Source organism: Ruminobacter amylophilus (assembly GCF_900115655.1).
In the GTDB taxonomy this organism is placed as follows: domain Bacteria; phylum Pseudomonadota; class Gammaproteobacteria; order Enterobacterales; family Succinivibrionaceae; genus Ruminobacter; species Ruminobacter amylophilus.
The window spans coordinates 49,244-65,974 of the sequence record NZ_FOXF01000004.1; the positions used below are offsets into that span (position 1 = coordinate 49,244).

Consider the following 16,731-nt stretch of genomic DNA (forward strand, 5'->3'; position numbering starts at 1 on the left):
ACAGTTACAAATTTAATTTATCGTTTAATTCATCAATCCAACTGCAATCGTCTGACTCCAGGTTTTCAAGCAATTCAAAAAAATTGGTTGAACCGCAAATCTCATCATCTGTTGGCATTTGCATAACTCTGCCCTTCATTTCTGCATAATTATCAGATGTAATTGTTTCCATAACTTTCTCAATTTGATCTCCTCTTCCTTTATATTTTTCAACTCCAGTATAACTCTTAATTAGCGGAGCATTCACAGGTTTGGCAGGTGACGTAATATTCTGATCAGTCCAGTGTTTTGAGACTATTTGCATTGTACATGGATTGGCAAAAATAACGACGTATTTAGCAACGTCTAAACCATGGATGTCATTAATTTTCCTCTTAATATCCTTATATTGCTCATGCGGTTTTTTTTCAGTATCACAAAATACAAAAACAGCGTCATATACATCATTCTGATAACCGTCCTGATAACGTGCGGCTATATTTCCGTTTCCTTCAGCATTTTTCAGTTCGACTTTATAAATGGAATTCCACACATGCAGATCAATCAAACGTTTGAGATATTCATATTCTTCATTGCCTTCACACACTATACATATTTTTCTGGCTGCGCGATTAAAAGGAATGTTATTTGTCATCTCGGAATTCCTTTTTGGTATTAACCTTAAAGCTTAAGAGCGATTTAATTAGTTCAGGTTCAGGAAGAGCTGCAAAAAAGCCTTTACGATATTTTTCAATAATATCGGATGTATCCCTTACTCCATCAGTGGCAGTAAAATCAGCCAGCGAATACACATAAACTTTTTCTTCATCCTTGCTAACAAACCATATTTGTTCTTTCCTGAATAAGCGTTTACAGTCCATTAAATTTATATCATGAACCGTAAAAATCATCTGAGCATCAGTATTTAATTCATTATTAAACATGGCAACTATTGCTCTGGTCAGTCTAAAGTGTATACTACTGTCCAATTCATCAACCACAAGAATTCTGCCCTGCTCGAGTGCTTCAATGACATAGCTCGCCATGGCGGCTATTTTTTTTGTTCCCGTGGAGTCAAAAATGATGCTCGGAACCTTCTTTCCTTTGTATGTTGAAACAAGTCTGATTTGATCCATCAATTTTTCGGGCAAATCCAAAACTTGTTCATTTGGCTTAAGCGGGACATTGATTTTAACTTCTTCCTGATCTACATATTCAAAATTATCCAGATAAAGATCAGCATTCTTAATAAAATCAACTATTTTCTTCTGAAGACTATTTGGATTTTTCATCAGTGTTATGGTGTGTTCTATGGGAATGTTATTCATGTCGATAACATCGATTTTGTTGGCAAAACCTGTAAGAATTTCTTTCATTTTATCAATCGTCGGAGAGTTTCCAGTATCTATCAGATGAAAGAGAACATTGCTTTTTGTCACCAACTTTATCATATCAGTGGTCAGTTCATTATTTCTGAAGGAAAAATTCTTATCACTAGTATCCAAAACAAGCCATCTTTCTTCTTTTTCATTACCATACTGATCTTTTATTATTTCGGCGAAAGACTCATACAAATATTCTTTTTTTTTCGTGTCATATTTAAAATCGTAGGCAAATTTTTTCCCTTCATAAAGAAACGTAACGCCCATTTCACATATGACATTATGGTTAAAAATATTAGGAATCAAAGGATTTCCTTTATTCAGGAGAATATGTTTAAGAGCCATTATACATGTAACGAGACTAGTTTTTCCGACATTATTAGGCCCATAGATACCAATGGTTTTCAAAACAGAAAAATTTTTTTCCTGATGAACATTGCATGAAAGCTTTTTGTTCCGCATATCGGCTTTCATTGATAAGCATATTGGCTCATTAAACGAATAGCAGTTGTTGGCTCTAATTTCGATTATCATATTTCCCCCTAATATCAGTATATATAGAATATAATATACCAGTTTAATTATTTATGCATTTTTTTACATAAAAAATAGGTTTTGTTTTATACGGATTAACTATTTTCAAAGGCTCCAATAATGATAAGTTAAGTAAATGTTCTGAAATAACCTTTTAGTCAAATATCGTTATGTTTGAAATATCTGCCATATTACAAAAAAACAAATGTGACAATGAACGCATTTTTACATATAAAACTTTTTATATATAAAAATGTCTGTAAAAGCCGATATTTTGCGTATAGTAAGAAGGTGTTTTGCAGATAACATTAAAGGTGAAAAGAAGTCTGTTTACTCCAGAAAAGCTGTTAAGGTCATCAATGATATCTCAACATCCGAACGTTATGTCTGTATTTGATATGAAAAAATGGTTCTTCATTTTCAGAAACAGATTCTTATTTCATTTTCCGGCCTATTCTGAAAAACCGGTTGTTTCTTTCTGTAAAAAAAGGCGCGTCATCCTGACATGACGCACCTTTTTACTGACTGCTAAAACTGCCTTTTAATGGATTTCGCAGTTCATATAGGAACTGCCCTGCTGATTTCTTAACTCGATTTCAACCCCGCCGGAATCCACGAATTTTAGCTGGGTGCTGTAGTCACAGTCATAGCAGATACTGCTGATGTCACGAAGATATTCCCCTTTGTGCTGAGGGAAACCGTAAACACTGTAATCCTCACCCTTTATACTGAAATGTCCGACCGGAAGCTGAGTGGAATACATTTTTAGAATAACCAGCTGATGTCTGCCCTCACTGTCTGCATTTTCATTCTCAGCGGCTTTTCGGCCAGGAACACAGTCAAGGAGCATCTCCTGATGCTCTTCAGTTCCCTGATCTATACGCTCCTCGGCAATCATGAGCTCAAAATAGTTTTCCGCACAGCTGGAACTGAATCTGTTTTTCACGCAGGTATTCAGACGGCCGCGGTGAAGAGCACAGCCGAAAACGCATCCGTGTTCGTCATACTGAAGTCCCAGATACTTAAGATACTCCTCTTCAAGATACATAAGCTTCGGATTATGACAGATGATGCTTTCCGGATCGCTTTCCTTGTACCTGTCACATACATCACGACTGAGATTCATCAGACGGATGATTTCACTTTTCTGAAATTCCCTGCTTCTCGGATTATTCTGCAGATCCGGTATTTTTTTCACCAGAATCTTCTCTTCCTTTTTGAAGTTATTTGGAATAAGGCCTCCGCGGCTGAAATTAGCCAGGGACTCTCTGGCAGGCTTTTTGTTTTCTGCGGCAGTGTCCCGGGCTTCTTCACGGGCCTGTACAGGATTCATCAGAACAAATCCTGCCAGCGAAACCGCCAGTGCCTTTTTCAGAAAGGATACAGCTCCGCTGAACTCACCCGCCTTCCTTTCAGACAGGCTGATGTTTCTGTAGTCATGCATTTATGTTTTCCTCATTATCTGCAGTCACTGATTTCTCGGAATAAAATGAGACTGCAGCTTTTTTTATGTTATGTGTTTCTGCTTTATATTATTTTTGCTGTGTGCATTTTCTGATATTCCGGCAAGATTTGCAATATAAGAAAATCATGATGTTTTTTCCGTTCATAATTCCATATTTTCAGAACAGGCTGCAAACTGCCTGAAGACAGGCTGTTCTTCAGGTATTTCCGGCGACGGATGAAAAATACTGCCGCTCGCATGTCAAATTTATTGCTGTTTTTCACAACCTTGACATCATTTTGGAATCTTATTTTCATATTTATAAATCAGTCATCTTTCGTGCATTCCACAATGTGATAAAATTTCGTTCAGAATAAAAACAGTTTTTTCACTTTTGAAAGATGAACCATGACTATAAACTTTTCAGACCTGCGACATAAAATTGCGGTTGTGTTTTCCTGCAGTCTTTTTTACTTCGCCGTCTCCATTCCGTTCATTGATTATCTCCGGCTGTCTCCAACCACGGAAGTACGTCCATACTGCGTACTGCCCTTTATTTTGTCTCTGGTATACGGATTTCCCGGTGTTCTCGGTACAGCCCTTGGCAATATCTTTTCGGATATTTACTATGGCGGCATGGACATCAGGATCATGACCATGGGAGCCTGTTTTCAGATAATCTACGGCTACGGCGGTGCACTCATGTGGAAATATCTGCGCCGCAGAAGCAACAACATTTTCCGTCTGGACAAGATTCATAAAATTACTCAGTATCTTCTGCTCGTTGTTCTGCTCAGTCTTATTGTAACCTTTATGGTATGGCTGACCCTGCATTTCTACTACGGTCTGAATGTTTTCGGGGTTGGATTCAATAACACCCTGATGAACCACATGATCTTCTTCGTGGTTCTGGGAATTCCGTTTTTCGTGGGATATTCCTACCACCTGCAGAAAAAAAAGCTCAGTCTGCAGCCGACGGACATGAGCAATGCCTATCTGTTTTCCCTTAATGAAAAATTCATCCTTTTTTTCGTGATGATATCCGAGATTGTATCCACTGTTATTGCGATTTTCGCCTATCTGTTCTTCAGAGCATACCAGATCTACGACTCGGTAACACTGTGGGCTCATATCTACGTCATAGGCGGAGCCACGCTGTACATATGTCTTTGTCCATCCCTGCTTATACTCCGTTCCATTGAACGTCATATCTCCCGTCCCATTGAAATTCTATCCTCCATCGGCAAGAATTTCGGTGAGCATGAAGACATCAAATCCGAAATCGAACATATACAGTCAACCGTAAGTCAGTTCACTTCCTATAAATCGGAAATCGGCGAACTTGCACTGTCCTTCCGGACTTTCTCACAGAAACTCAAGGAATTCTTTCTTAAACTTACCAGCATATCAAAAGAAAGAACCAGAGTGGCCACTCAGCTGCGAATTGCCGCCGACATACAGAAAGGAGCCCTTCCCGAGCCGATTCAGCTGACGGAAATAGATCTGTATGCCTCAATGGATCCCGCTCTCGAAGTCGGAGGAGACTTCTATGATTATTTCAGAGTGGGAGAACATCATCTGGGATTCGTTATAGCTGACGTATCAGACAAGGGAATTCCGGCCTCCCTGTTCATGATGATATCCAAGACCATTATTCAGAAGAACATGATGGACGGCATGTCTCCGGGGCCGGCTCTCACGAAATCAAACGCCGAACTCTGCCGCAACAACAGAGCCGAAATGTTTGTAACCGTATTCTGCGGACTGCTGGATCTTGAAACCGGAGAACTGAAATATGCCAGTGCCGGACACGATCACCCGTTCATTTCCCAGAACGGAGAAGCCTTCAGAATAATGAACAACAAAACCGGTTTTGTTCTCGGGGCACTAGAAGATATCATATATGCTGAAAATGTTATAAAGCTCTCTAAAGGCGATATCTTTTTCATGTATACTGACGGAGTACCTGAATCCTCCAACGAGGATAAGGAACAGTTCGGATTTGAAAGGACTCTTGATGTTCTCTCTGCAAATCGGGACAGAGCAATGGAGGATATGTGCTGCGCACTTAAAGAATCCATCAGTCAGTTCAAGGGCTTTGCCAAGCAGTTTGACGATCTTACTGTTCTGGCAATTCGTATGAACTGACGGTATTTTGGCGAAAGAAGTACAAAATGATAATAGAAAAAAGGTTTAAGACGGAAGAAATTACCTCAGAAAGTATTCTGGATTTCATCAGCACTTCAGTTGAAGACTTCGGTATTTCAGAAACTACCATAGTTAGACTCAGTGTCTGCACTGATGAGATTGTATCCAACATTCTGAACCACAGTCATGCGAAATACATCGACGTCACAGTTGAGGTAGAACATAACGTTCCTACTATATCCGTTTCATTTACTGATGACGGAGAACCTTTCAACCCTCTGATTGAAGCAGAAGAACCGGATTTCAGCCAGCCTCTTGATGAACGAAAGGAAGGAGGCATGGGCGTGTATATGGTAAAAAAGATGGCAAGGAACGTAACTTACAGTCGTAATGACCGACAGAACATCTTCACCATCTGCATCTGACCTTTATCATGTATTACATAGACTTATATTATAACTTACGGAACAGTTAGAATGAATTTAACAGGAAGAATTGAAAGCACCAATGCTGCGGAATGGTATGACAAAATCAGGGCGGAAATCCCTGAATCCGGGGACATGGAACTTGACTGCAGTGATCTCGTTTATATTTCATCTGCAGGAATCCGCATCATCATTAACATCTACAAGATCGTCAGAAAGAACGGATATACGCTGATCCTCAGAAATATTCGTCCTCCGGTAATGGAAGTTCTGGAGCTTACTGGCGTATCAGACTTCATAACGATAATGTAATCTCTTCGGTTTTCCGGATAACTGAATAAACGCGTGTTCAGGATTACGTATGCCACATGCCTCCTCCTGTCTTTCAGGATTCGGAGAAAGAATTCCTGACACGTATGTGTCTTCATGCACTTACGGTCACGTAATATGCGGCATTAACCTGAACCTGATTTTCAGCAATATTGAATGTCGTCTGATATTTTGCACGGCTTAATCTTTGAAATTGTCAGGATTTTAATATTCCGGACAGACTGCAGAAAGTACCGCCAAAATTCCGGTTCCCATCAAACAAACATCAGGACTAACAGCAAATCATGTCTGACATAGATTATTCCGACAGCAGAATACTGCACGGTCTTAAAGAAGAACACCTGACAGAACTGACTTCCGGAAACGGAAGATTCCGTCTCACTCCTCTTACCGCAGAAGCCTTTACCAGAATGAGAAATGATGCTCTGAAAGACGGCATCAATCTCTGCATAGCCTCCTCCTTCAGAAACTTCGAACGTCAGAAACTGATTTTTGAGGAAAAAATCGCCGGAATCAGAAAGGTTCTTGATCGCAACGAGTGCCCTGTAGACATATCCGCCATGAGCAGAAACGAGCTTATCAGAACCATTATGTTTTTCAGCGCCGTACCCGGACTTTCAAGACATCACTGGGGGACGGATCTTGACGTGTACACTCCGGATACCCTGGCACGGGGAGAGGAGCTTGATCTGACAAACAGATGCTACAGCTGCGGCTGTCAGCAGTGTGTCGGAGACTGGCTGGGAGAAAACATGCACAGATACGGATTCTTCAGACCTTACAGCCATGACAACGATCTGTTTTCTTACGAACTGTGGCATATAAGCTACGGACCGGAATCCGATCTGTTTACCGGGAACCTTGATTATTACGAATGCATCAGTTTCCTGAGAGAAGAGGCAGGACTTTCCGCCCCAGAAACAGTCATCGACATTATTGCCGATGATTTCAATGAAAGATTCAAACTGCTTTCTCCTGAATGTCAGGCCTGAGGCCCGATACTCATGTGCTGTCATCAGACGTAAAACAATCAGTCGTTCCGAACCGTTTTACGTCTGTATGCAGAATCTCAGACTCGGGAATATTCACCACTGCAGCTTCTTCACTTCCAGATTATCTCAAATAATACGGAAGAGCAGTCGTAATCATCCGCAATTAACATAATTGTTTCAGTAACACAGATAATTATTGTCAGAAGCAGCAGCTTTATTGTTTAATGCAGTAAAGGAACTTTTTCCGAGGAGAAAGCTTATGGATAATCGCCCTGAAAAATTTTTGAAATGTTCTAAATGCGGATCCGGAAATATCGAAATCACCCGCAGTATTCCACCTGAAAACGAAGGTTTCTTTCAGAAGCTCCTAAGAAAAACCAGGGACAGAGCCATGCCTTCCGCACCTCTTTCCGGTAAATTTTACGTTATATGCAGAGATTGCGGTAACGTAACCATGATACTGAAATAGACAGTTCACATACAGCCGCCGTTCAGCCGGCAGGATATTGAAACATTTTTCATGAGAAAGTTATGCTCATTCACGGTAATGTTTCATAAAATTCAACAACAATTGTTGTGAGCACTCCTGTTTAAACAGTTCCTGACCGCAGCAGAACACCAGACTGTTCAATATTTAATCAAACAAACCATTGCACACCCAGTGGTTATTCCTACTGTTTTAATGTGATAAAACCGCATTCTCCGCCATCTGATTACTGCTTTCTGATTAATTTAACTACATATCTCTAATTATAGTGGCACTAAAAGTTACTAATATATCGTCTCTATTAAATTATAAGTTTTTTATATACACATCCCTGTTAAATGCGAATCTCTTTAAAGATAACGTTTTCACAAATATCTTAATCAGCTAAAAACTTATAATTTTTTAGTATGTGTATAGTTTTTATATTTTGTATTTGTAAATTTGGACACACTATATATAGTGGTATTCTTTTATTTTTTAAAAAAATTAACACCATATGTAGGAGGCGTGTTTTTTACACTGTTACTTTTTAACCAAAAATAACGTAAACATCGATTCTGCAAGACCTACAAGAAAAACATTGATCTGAATCAATTTTTATGCAATTAAAAATATAAAAAATTTTTTTGTTGTGTGACTCTCAAAAACTTGCTAAATTGCACAACGAAAAAGTTGCATACCTTTGAAGCTTGCTATAATCAAAGTATGCAGAGTGATGAAAGATTTTTCTGCGTCTTTTTTCAGGACGGAAAATAATCATGAGTCACTGGCAGCGTGCAGCAGAAATTTTGATTACGGGAACGACGTTAAATATATAAATTAAATATTATAAAAACGCATCCTTCGGGAATATCTGATTAAAAGAAATCAATATAACAACTTACACGCGCAACAGTCCGGCATAACAATACCGGTAGCCAAGCAAGCATAAAAAAAAATAAAAATTGAGAGTAAAAAAATAACATCCGCCGCAGTGCTCAAAAAAATAAAGTCTTTATTTTTACTGGAGGTCGGATTTACTAGAGAGAGATATGAAAGTGGAAGCTAAAATTACTGTAATTAAGCGCGATGGTAATCGTGTACCATACGATGGAATTCGTATTGTTAATGCAGTCTCCAAGGCTGCAGAAGCCTGCAGTGTTCGTGATCTGAACTTCGCCGCTAATATCGAATCCAAGGTTTTCGGACTTATCAAGGATAAGAGTGAAATCGAAATCAGCGAAATTCAGAAGTTAGTTGAAGATCAGCTGATGGCTTCCAAGTTCAAGCAGATCGCCCGTGCGTACATCGAGTACCGTCACGACAGAGACCGTATGCGTGAAAAGCAGAGTGACCTCATTCACGACATCGAAAGTCTTATCGAACAGAACAACCCTGAAATTCTTAATGAAAACGCCAACAAGGACAGCCGTGTAATTCCTACACAGCGTGACCTTCTGGCAGGTATCGTGGCCAAGCACTACGCCAAGCAGCACATGCTCCCGAGCGACGTGGTTATAGCTCATGAAAAAGGTGAAATCCATTTCCATGACCTTGACTACTCCCCTCTGTTCCCAATGTTCAACTGCATGCTCATTGATATCAAGGGCATGCTTACCCACGGCTTCAAGATGGGCAACGCTGAAATCGAAACTCCGCGTTCAATCTGCACCGCAACTGCAGTTACAGCCCAGATTATCGCCCAGGTAGCCAGCCATATCTATGGCGGTACCACCATTAACCGTATCGACGAAGTTCTGGCTCCGTACGTAACCAGCAGCTACAACAAGCATCTCGCAGTTGCCAGAGAATGGAACATTCCTGATGTTGAAAGCTATGCCCGTGCCAGAACCGAAAAGGAATGCTATGACGCCTTCCAGTCTCTGGAATACGAAGTAAACACCCTGCACACCGCCAACGGTCAGACTCCGTTCGTAACCCTTGGCTTCGGTCTCGGTACCTCATGGGAATCAAGACTTATTCAGCAGTCAATTCTCAAGAACAGAATTGCAGGTCTCGGCAAGAACCACAAGACCGCCGTATTCCCTAAGCTTGTATTCACCATCAAGCGCGGACTCAATCTTGAAAAGGATGATCCTAACTATGATATCAAGCAGCTGGCTCTTGAATGTACCTCAAAGCGTATGTATCCTGATATCCTCAACTACGAACAGGTTCTCCGCGTTACAGGTTCATTCAAGGCTCCTATGGGCTGCCGCAGCTTCCTCAGTCCGTACATCAACAAGGAATCTCACGAAGAAGAACATGACGGCCGCAACAATCTCGGTGTGGTAAGTCTCAACCTTCCCCGTATCGCCATCGAAGCTCACGGTGACGAAGCTGAATTCTACAGAATTCTGGACAAGAGACTTGAACTCTGCTTCAAGGCCCTCATGGAAAGAATTCACCGTCTGGACAATGTTCAGGCAAAGGTTGCCCCAATCCTCTACATGGAAGGCGCATGCGGTGTAAGACTCAAGGCTGACGACAAGGTATCCGAAATCTTCAAGAACGGACGTGCCACCGTATCTCTCGGCTACATCGGCATTCATGAAACCATCAATGCCCTGTACGGCAACAAGAAGCACATCTTTGATGACGAGGAATTACGCAAGAAGGGGGTTCAGATTGTTAAGGCTCTTCACGATGCCACCGTACGCTGGAAGCAGCAGACCGGTTACGGCTTCAGCCTTTACAGCACTCCGTCAGAAAACCTGTGCAACCGTTTCTGCAAGCTTGATACCAAGGAATTCGGTATTATCCCTGGCGTAACAGACAAGGGCTACTATACCAACAGCTTCCATCTTGATGTGGAAAAGAAGGTTGATCCTTATTCAAAGATCGACTTCGAACAGCCATATCCTGAACTGGCATCCGGCGGTTTCATCTGCTATGGCGAATTCCCTAACCTGCAGAGAAATCCTGAAGCTATTGAAGACGTATGGAACTACTCATATGACAAGGTTCCTTACTATGGTACCAACACCCCTATTGATGAATGCTACGAATGCGGCTACAAGGGTGAATTCGAATGTACCAGCAAGGGCTTCGTATGTCCTAAGTGCGGCAACTGCAACCCTAACAAGGCATCAGTAATCCGTCGTGTATGCGGTTATCTCGGTGCTCCTGATACCAGACCGTTCAATGCCGGTAAGCAGGAAGAAGTACGTCGCCGCGTAAAGCATCTTTAACGATGACATTCCGTAAAAAACACTGATAAAAAAGGAGAGCGGCAGCTCTCCTTTTTTTGTGTCTCTATAACATGTGCGGCAGATTTTTGTCTTGATTACCACCGGCGGCATAGTCGGATAATATCCCGGCCGGGAGCAGACATCACTTATTGTTTCAGCCGTGTTTTTTGCGACTGTCGAGAACCTCAATTTTTATGGCTTCAGGACTGGAACACTTTCCGCGCAGATATTCCTGTTCCTCCTTCACCTCTTCTTCAGTGAACACCCTCTTGCACCAGCATTTCTGTTCGCCGTTCCACAGGTAACCGTTGAATTTCAGTTCCTCCTTCACCTCGAATCTCGCGGTAAAGGCCCACACCATGTACTCGACATGAGAGGATGCGGCAATCAGTTCCGCAATGGAACCTTTTATGTAGCTGAAAAGCCACAGATTGGAAAACACGGCTTCTCGAATACTGTTGTACCTGAAGAAAAATCCCAGACGCTCGCAGTTCATCTGCAGAGTTGCCCCTGAAATGAGTCTGTCATTCAGATTCTCCCACCTGATGTCATGAACCGAATCGACCCATCGATATCCGGAAAACGAAGAAAATCTTCTTTCAAAAAACTCTCTGGCCGTCCTGCCTCTGGTGGAAACAATTATCGGATCGTCACGCAGCATCGAATCAACCGTTCTGTAATCAAATGACATGCCGTTGATGCTTTCAACTGTAATACCGGTGGTTCTGGTGATATAGGCGGGGATCGGATATCTCGGAGCTTCAAAGCCGCGATACATTCTGTCCACGCTGACTATTTCACCGGTACTCAGGAGACATGAGCACTTGACCATTACCAGCTCCAGAATCACGTCCTGACGTCTGCCGCCCGTGGTTACCATTTCCAGAAAAACAAGGGACTGCACCGGTTCCGGAGTTTCCCTGAAAATCACGGGAAGAACCTGTTCGTCCGCAAATCTTGCGTAGGGAACCCTGCTCTGAATCCTGTAATCTTCGGGATGAGCAATAATTTCCGGGATAAGTTCTAAAGGAAATCGATTGTAGTTATAGGCCATATCCATTCCTCCGTAACGTACCGGTCTTACTCTGACTTTACTTGTATCGGGTAAATGCAGTGTAAGCCATACTGTAGAATCCCTGATTCTGAGGTGTAATCATCGGATGATACAGTCCGGTAAGGAACTGAATCTCCTTCTGATATTCATCAGGGCTGCGAACTATCTTGTACCAGTATTTGTCCGCGGCACGCCACCACTGTGACTGATACCTGCTTCTGGTACTGTCATACCAGCTGTACCCGTTGTTTTTGAGCTGGTTTTTAACGTCATACGGAGCCTGAAGAGCCCTGATGACATATGTTGTGTTGTCAATACTTGCCAGAAGAGCAGTAAGAGCTCCCTGAATATTGTTAAGAAGCCACAGAAGAGCCAGACAGTCGGTTGACGCCCTGTGGGCATCATAAAAGAACCCCGTGGCTGAAGCGATGGCTTCCTGCTTTAATGATGAGATGCGGTCATCGAGCGTACTCCATCTGATTTCACTCAGTGAACAGCCCCACGGAAGACTGCACAGTCTGGAAAGATGAGCGAATCTCTTTTCAAACATAGGACGATCAAAGGAGGCATTGTGGGCCACAATCAGCGGATTGTCAGCCAGGAGTGCACACACCTCCCCTTCATTAATCTTTTTGCCGGCCACGTCTTCATTGCTGATGCCGGTAATCCTCTGAACATCAGGAGAAATCGGTTCGTAAGGATCCTCAAGTTCATCATAAATGGACTCAATGGAGGTAACCAGTCCGAGACTCGGGGAATATTTCACCTTCACCATGGCAAGCTCAATAATCTTGGCCTTGGCGATATCAAGTCCCGTGGTTTCGGTATCAAGAATCACCATGGATTTTTCATCACCCACCGGATCGTGAAGCTTTATTGATCTGGTGCCGATACCGAATTTGGTATATGGAATTCGGGTCAGAAGCTTGAAATTGTCCGGATTTTTGGCAATGGCAGGCAGCAGCTCCAGAGGAAAATGTTCCGTATTTCCGCACTGAGCCTCGGCTAAACTTATTAATTCTTCCGCATCCCTGAGCAGCTGTTCCGTATTCTCTGACAGCTGTTCATTTTCAATTACCGCCTTATCATTTAAATCTGTAGTCATATCCATATTCCAACCTTAATTCCGAAACGTCGGAAACATCCTCCGTCAGATGCATCGGAAAGTCCCGCGTTTCGCCTATTTACTGTTTATAAAACGATTTAACAGTCCGATTATAGCACATAAATCATATGAATGTTTTTTATACCTTCTATTTATATTCAGAAAAACATTGTATTATTCGCGGAATATCACAGTTTCATCGGCTTAAACACATTTTTCCGGTACCTATAAATCCGGAACATTTCTTAAACAGAAAGAAGGTTTTATCATCTCTCATGTCACATTAATAGCAACTTTTATTTAAATATTGTTTGTTTTTATATATCATATACTGAAAATACGTAATGGCAAACGGTTAATTCAATATCGGGATTCCCGGCATTTCATGAAAATAACTTTCAGTTAATGCTTAAGGAACGTCTTAAAGTGAAAAAGCCGTTATGATGGATTTCCGGGAATGCACCGGCAGCCCAAATAAATATTTATAATCATTTATATAGAATTCTGTACGTTCAGGCTCCCTTTATATCCGGCATATAAATATTTATTTTTTATAAACACACTTAAAAATTATTGACATGCTGTCGTTACAAAAATAAAATACACGAAGTTTTTCAAATAATGATATACGGATCACAAAAACCAACACAAAATAATAACAATAGTCCGTCTCATTCAAAACTGGTTTTAAAGGATAATTCATGGTCAAAATATCGGTTATAGTCCCTTGTCACAATGACGGACAGTACCTGCCCAGATGCCTGGACAGTCTCACTGGACAGACTCTTCAGGATATTGAAATACTGGTTGTGGAAAACCGTTCATCAGACAATTCACAGGCTGTCATTGAGGAATACGCTCAGAAGGATTCCCGTATAAAAGCCCTTTCCATAAGTACTGAAAGTCTGTCTCTTGCCAGAAACAAAGGTCTGGACAAGGCTTCCGGAACATATGTCATGTTCTGTGATCCGGACGGATGGTTTGAGCCGGACATGTGCAGAATCATGTACTACGCCATCGAAAACAGTGAAACCGATATTGCCGACTGCGGCATTTCATGTGAATTCAGTGCCGATATGACTGAACAGGACAGAGCCCGCAGATATTCAGAAGATTTTTCCGGTCCCCGCCGTTCAGGAATTCACAGTCTCACCAGAAAACACCTTTTGAGCACCAATCCTACTGTATGCAGCAAAATCTGGCGCCGGGATCTGATAGAACGCACGGCCCTGCGTTTCTCACCGCTCAGAGCGCATGAGGACTACGATTTCTGGTACCGCTATGCATTCAGGTCCCGGACCATCTGCTATATCAGAAATCAGCTGTATCATTATTTCATCAGCCAGGCTTCCATAAATGACAGTCTGGCATCGGAAGACAATCCGAACCGCAAATCAAGACTGGACGTGGCCATGAGTTTTCTGGATTTCGTGACGGTTCAGCAGCCAAAAATTACCGACCGGACAAGAAAGACCGTGGTGGCAGTTTTTGAGGAAATGGCTGAACAGATGTCGTGTCTGCTGAAGGGAAACGAGCAGGAGGAAATCTGCCGCATCATCAACAGCACCCTCCGAAACAGACTGCAGACCGAAACATTCTTCACTCCCGTCGCGGGAACAATCAGCAATCTGAATAACGGAGGAAGCATGACTTCGCTTAAGGTCCGCAGGCTGCTGATGAATACCCGCGTACTGCTTAACAGAATCAACGGCAGGGAAATCTCAGACAGCCTTAAGTACAGCATTGCCGTTAACGACAGCAGAATTCAGTACAGAAAGAACATTCTGTCTCACAAATAAAAAGAAGGAAGGAAGCTGACGGTTGGCCGGACACAAAAACTTCTGAGGATTTCAGAACAGCTGTCGGCTCTCTGTAATTCAGCTTCTTTAATTATTTCCAGTATTTACAAGACTCATTATCAATACTGACAAAAAAAGCTGTTAAGACACTTCAAGTCAGGAACTGCTCAGGAAGAAATGACACTGCCTGAACACACTGGCGTCATGTTTTAACACTCGGGAAAAACCTTTAACCATAAGTGTCGGGTTTTCGGAATTTCTGCTGAATACATGCTTGTCAGGTGCATGTTTTGCGCAATACATCCGGTTATGCTGTACAGACATCATTCATTTTCAGTCACGCAGGTCACTGCAGGAACAGTCCGGCTTTCATAAAAAACAGCCGCACAGCCCGGAGTGCGAATTATTTCACTATTATAATCACAGAACTGGTTCTAAAATATTTGTAACTGCATGAGACTGTATATACAATTATAATCAGCCTGCGGTCTCATGAACGGAGTTTTCCTGAAACCGCGCAAGCAGACAGATTCACCCTGATGATTTAGGAGAAAGATTATGGGTTTATTGAAAGCGGCAGCCGGTGCTATCGGCGGTACCCTTGCTGACCAGTGGAAGGAATATTTTGTATGCGACTCATTGAGCAATGATGTGTTGTTTGCCAGAGGTTACAAGCAGACCAGCGGCAGAAGCTCAAATGTAAACGGTCACGACAACATTATCACCCAGGGTTCTGCAATTGCAGTAGCTGACGGTCAGTGCGCCATTATAGTTGATCAGGGCGTGGTAACCGAACTCGCGGCCGAACCCGGCGTATTCACCTACGACAAGTCCAAGGAACCGTCAATTTTTGCCGGCGGTCTGAACTGGAACAATCTTAAAGCCGTAATGAACACCATGTGGGAACGTTTCAAGTACGGCGGTGATACCGGCAGGGATCAGCGTGTTTATTATTTCAACATCAAGGAAATAATGGACAACAAGTTCGGCACTGCAACTCCTATTCCTTTCCGTATTGTTGACAACAATACCGGCATTGACGTGGATGTATCAGTCCGCTGCAACGGTCTGTTCACTTTCAGAATCACCAACCCTATCGCATTCTATGCCAACGTATGCGGTAACGTTGCCGAAGAATACAACACCGACCAGATCCGTACTGTTTTAAAAACCGAATTCGTGGCAGCTCTGAACCCTGCTTTCGCACGTCTTTCAGAAGCCAAGATCAGACCTAACGCCATTCCTTCCCACGTTGACGAACTCAGCCAGGAAATGAACCGCGTACTTACCACAAAGTGGGCTGAACTCAGAGGTATCAGCATTGTTTCCATCGCCATGAACTCAGTAAGTCTTCCGGAAGAAGATGCAGATCTTATCAAGAAGGTTCAGATGGGTGCTGTTCTCAGAGATCCTAACATGGCTGCAGCTCAGCTTGCGGCAGCTCAGGCAGACGCAATGCGCGCAGCCGCCCAGAATGCCAATGGTGCCATGGCCGGTTTCATGGGCATGGGCATGGCTCAGGGTTTAGGCGGTACCAATGCAGCCGATCTCTTCAAGGTTAACGGCGGTGCGGCCAAGCCTGCAGCTGTTGCCGGCGCTGCGGTAAGCGGCGGATGGACCTGCACCTGCGGTACCGTAAACCAGGGAAGATTCTGCAGCGAATGCGGTCAGCCGAAACCTGCTCCGCAGGGATGGACCTGTTCATGCGGTGCAATAAACCAGGGCAAATTCTGCAGCGAATGCGGCAAGAAGAAGCCTGCGGGCGCACCTACCTACAAATGCGACAAGTGCGGTCACATGTTTGATGATCCGAAGAATCCGCCTAAGTTCTGTCCTGAATGCGGTGATCCTGTAGACGATAACGATATTGTTAAATAATTAT

13 protein-coding genes are annotated in these 16,731 nt (G+C 42.7%); 8 read left to right on the plus strand and 5 right to left on the minus strand.

What is annotated here, in order from left to right:
- Positions 1–4: 4 nt before the first annotated feature.
- The 3 genes from BMY80_RS01850 to BMY80_RS01865 all read right to left on the minus strand — a co-directional run bounded on the left by BMY80_RS01850 (position 5) and on the right by BMY80_RS01865 (position 3,339).
- Positions 5–634 (minus strand): hypothetical protein, encoded by a 630-nt coding sequence (locus BMY80_RS01850; RefSeq protein WP_093140428.1) that lies wholly within the window; start codon positions 632–634, stop codon positions 5–7.
- Positions 624–1,895: an AAA family ATPase gene (locus BMY80_RS01855; RefSeq protein ID WP_093140430.1), complete on the minus strand. Its 1,272-nt coding sequence runs from the start codon at positions 1,893–1,895 to the stop codon at positions 624–626. Before BMY80_RS01855 ends, BMY80_RS01850 begins: the two co-directional genes overlap by 11 nt.
- Before the next feature lie 541 nt (positions 1,896–2,436).
- A complete protein-coding gene (locus BMY80_RS01865) occupies positions 2,437–3,339 on the minus strand; it encodes a hypothetical protein (RefSeq protein WP_093140436.1) in 903 nt (300 codons plus the stop codon).
- A 408-nt stretch (positions 3,340–3,747) separates the two neighbouring features.
- Between BMY80_RS01865 and BMY80_RS01875 the strand changes: the two genes are divergently transcribed.
- The 6 genes from BMY80_RS01875 (at position 3,748) to nrdD (ending at position 10,891) form a co-directional block, all read left to right on the plus strand.
- The gene (locus BMY80_RS01875; RefSeq protein ID WP_093140442.1) at positions 3,748–5,487 is read left to right on the plus strand and encodes a PP2C family protein-serine/threonine phosphatase; all 1,740 of its coding nucleotides are present in this window, start codon (positions 3,748–3,750) and stop codon (positions 5,485–5,487) included.
- 26 nt (positions 5,488–5,513) lie between these two features.
- On the plus strand, positions 5,514–5,912 hold the full coding sequence (locus BMY80_RS01880; protein WP_093140445.1) for an ATP-binding protein: 399 nt from the start codon (positions 5,514–5,516) through the stop codon (positions 5,910–5,912).
- 51 nt (positions 5,913–5,963) lie between these two features.
- Positions 5,964–6,224, plus strand: coding sequence for an STAS domain-containing protein (locus tag BMY80_RS01885; protein WP_031578903.1), 261 nt, complete (start codon positions 5,964–5,966; stop codon positions 6,222–6,224).
- A gap of 302 nt (positions 6,225–6,526) precedes the next feature.
- Entirely contained in the window at positions 6,527–7,234 is a 708-nt protein-coding gene (locus tag BMY80_RS01890) for a M15 family metallopeptidase (protein WP_093140448.1), read from the plus strand.
- Between the two features lie 259 nt (positions 7,235–7,493).
- Entirely contained in the window at positions 7,494–7,703 is a 210-nt protein-coding gene (locus BMY80_RS01895) for a hypothetical protein (RefSeq protein WP_031578901.1), read from the plus strand.
- A 1,049-nt stretch (positions 7,704–8,752) separates the two neighbouring features.
- Positions 8,753–10,891, plus strand: a complete 2,139-nt coding sequence (nrdD, locus tag BMY80_RS01900) for an anaerobic ribonucleoside-triphosphate reductase (RefSeq protein ID WP_093140454.1) — start codon at positions 8,753–8,755, stop codon at positions 10,889–10,891.
- Positions 10,892–11,045: 154 nt separating this feature from the next.
- Here nrdD and BMY80_RS01905 read toward each other — a convergent pair whose 3' ends face one another.
- Together BMY80_RS01905 and BMY80_RS01910 are read right to left on the minus strand one after the other, a co-directional pair.
- Entirely contained in the window at positions 11,046–11,945 is a 900-nt protein-coding gene (locus tag BMY80_RS01905; protein ID WP_093140457.1) for a hypothetical protein, read from the minus strand.
- A 37-nt stretch (positions 11,946–11,982) separates the two neighbouring features.
- The gene (locus BMY80_RS01910) at positions 11,983–13,050 is read right to left on the minus strand and encodes a 3'-5' exonuclease (RefSeq protein ID WP_177178468.1); all 1,068 of its coding nucleotides are present in this window, start codon (positions 13,048–13,050) and stop codon (positions 11,983–11,985) included.
- A 701-nt stretch (positions 13,051–13,751) separates the two neighbouring features.
- Between BMY80_RS01910 and BMY80_RS01915 the strand changes: the two genes are divergently transcribed.
- Together BMY80_RS01915 and BMY80_RS01920 are read left to right on the plus strand one after the other, a co-directional pair.
- Positions 13,752–14,849, plus strand: a complete 1,098-nt coding sequence (locus tag BMY80_RS01915; RefSeq protein WP_093140462.1) for a glycosyltransferase family 2 protein — start codon at positions 13,752–13,754, stop codon at positions 14,847–14,849.
- A gap of 558 nt (positions 14,850–15,407) precedes the next feature.
- On the plus strand, positions 15,408–16,727 hold the full coding sequence (locus BMY80_RS01920; RefSeq protein ID WP_031578896.1) for an SPFH domain-containing protein: 1,320 nt from the start codon (positions 15,408–15,410) through the stop codon (positions 16,725–16,727).
- The last annotated feature ends 4 nt before the right edge of the window (positions 16,728–16,731 follow it).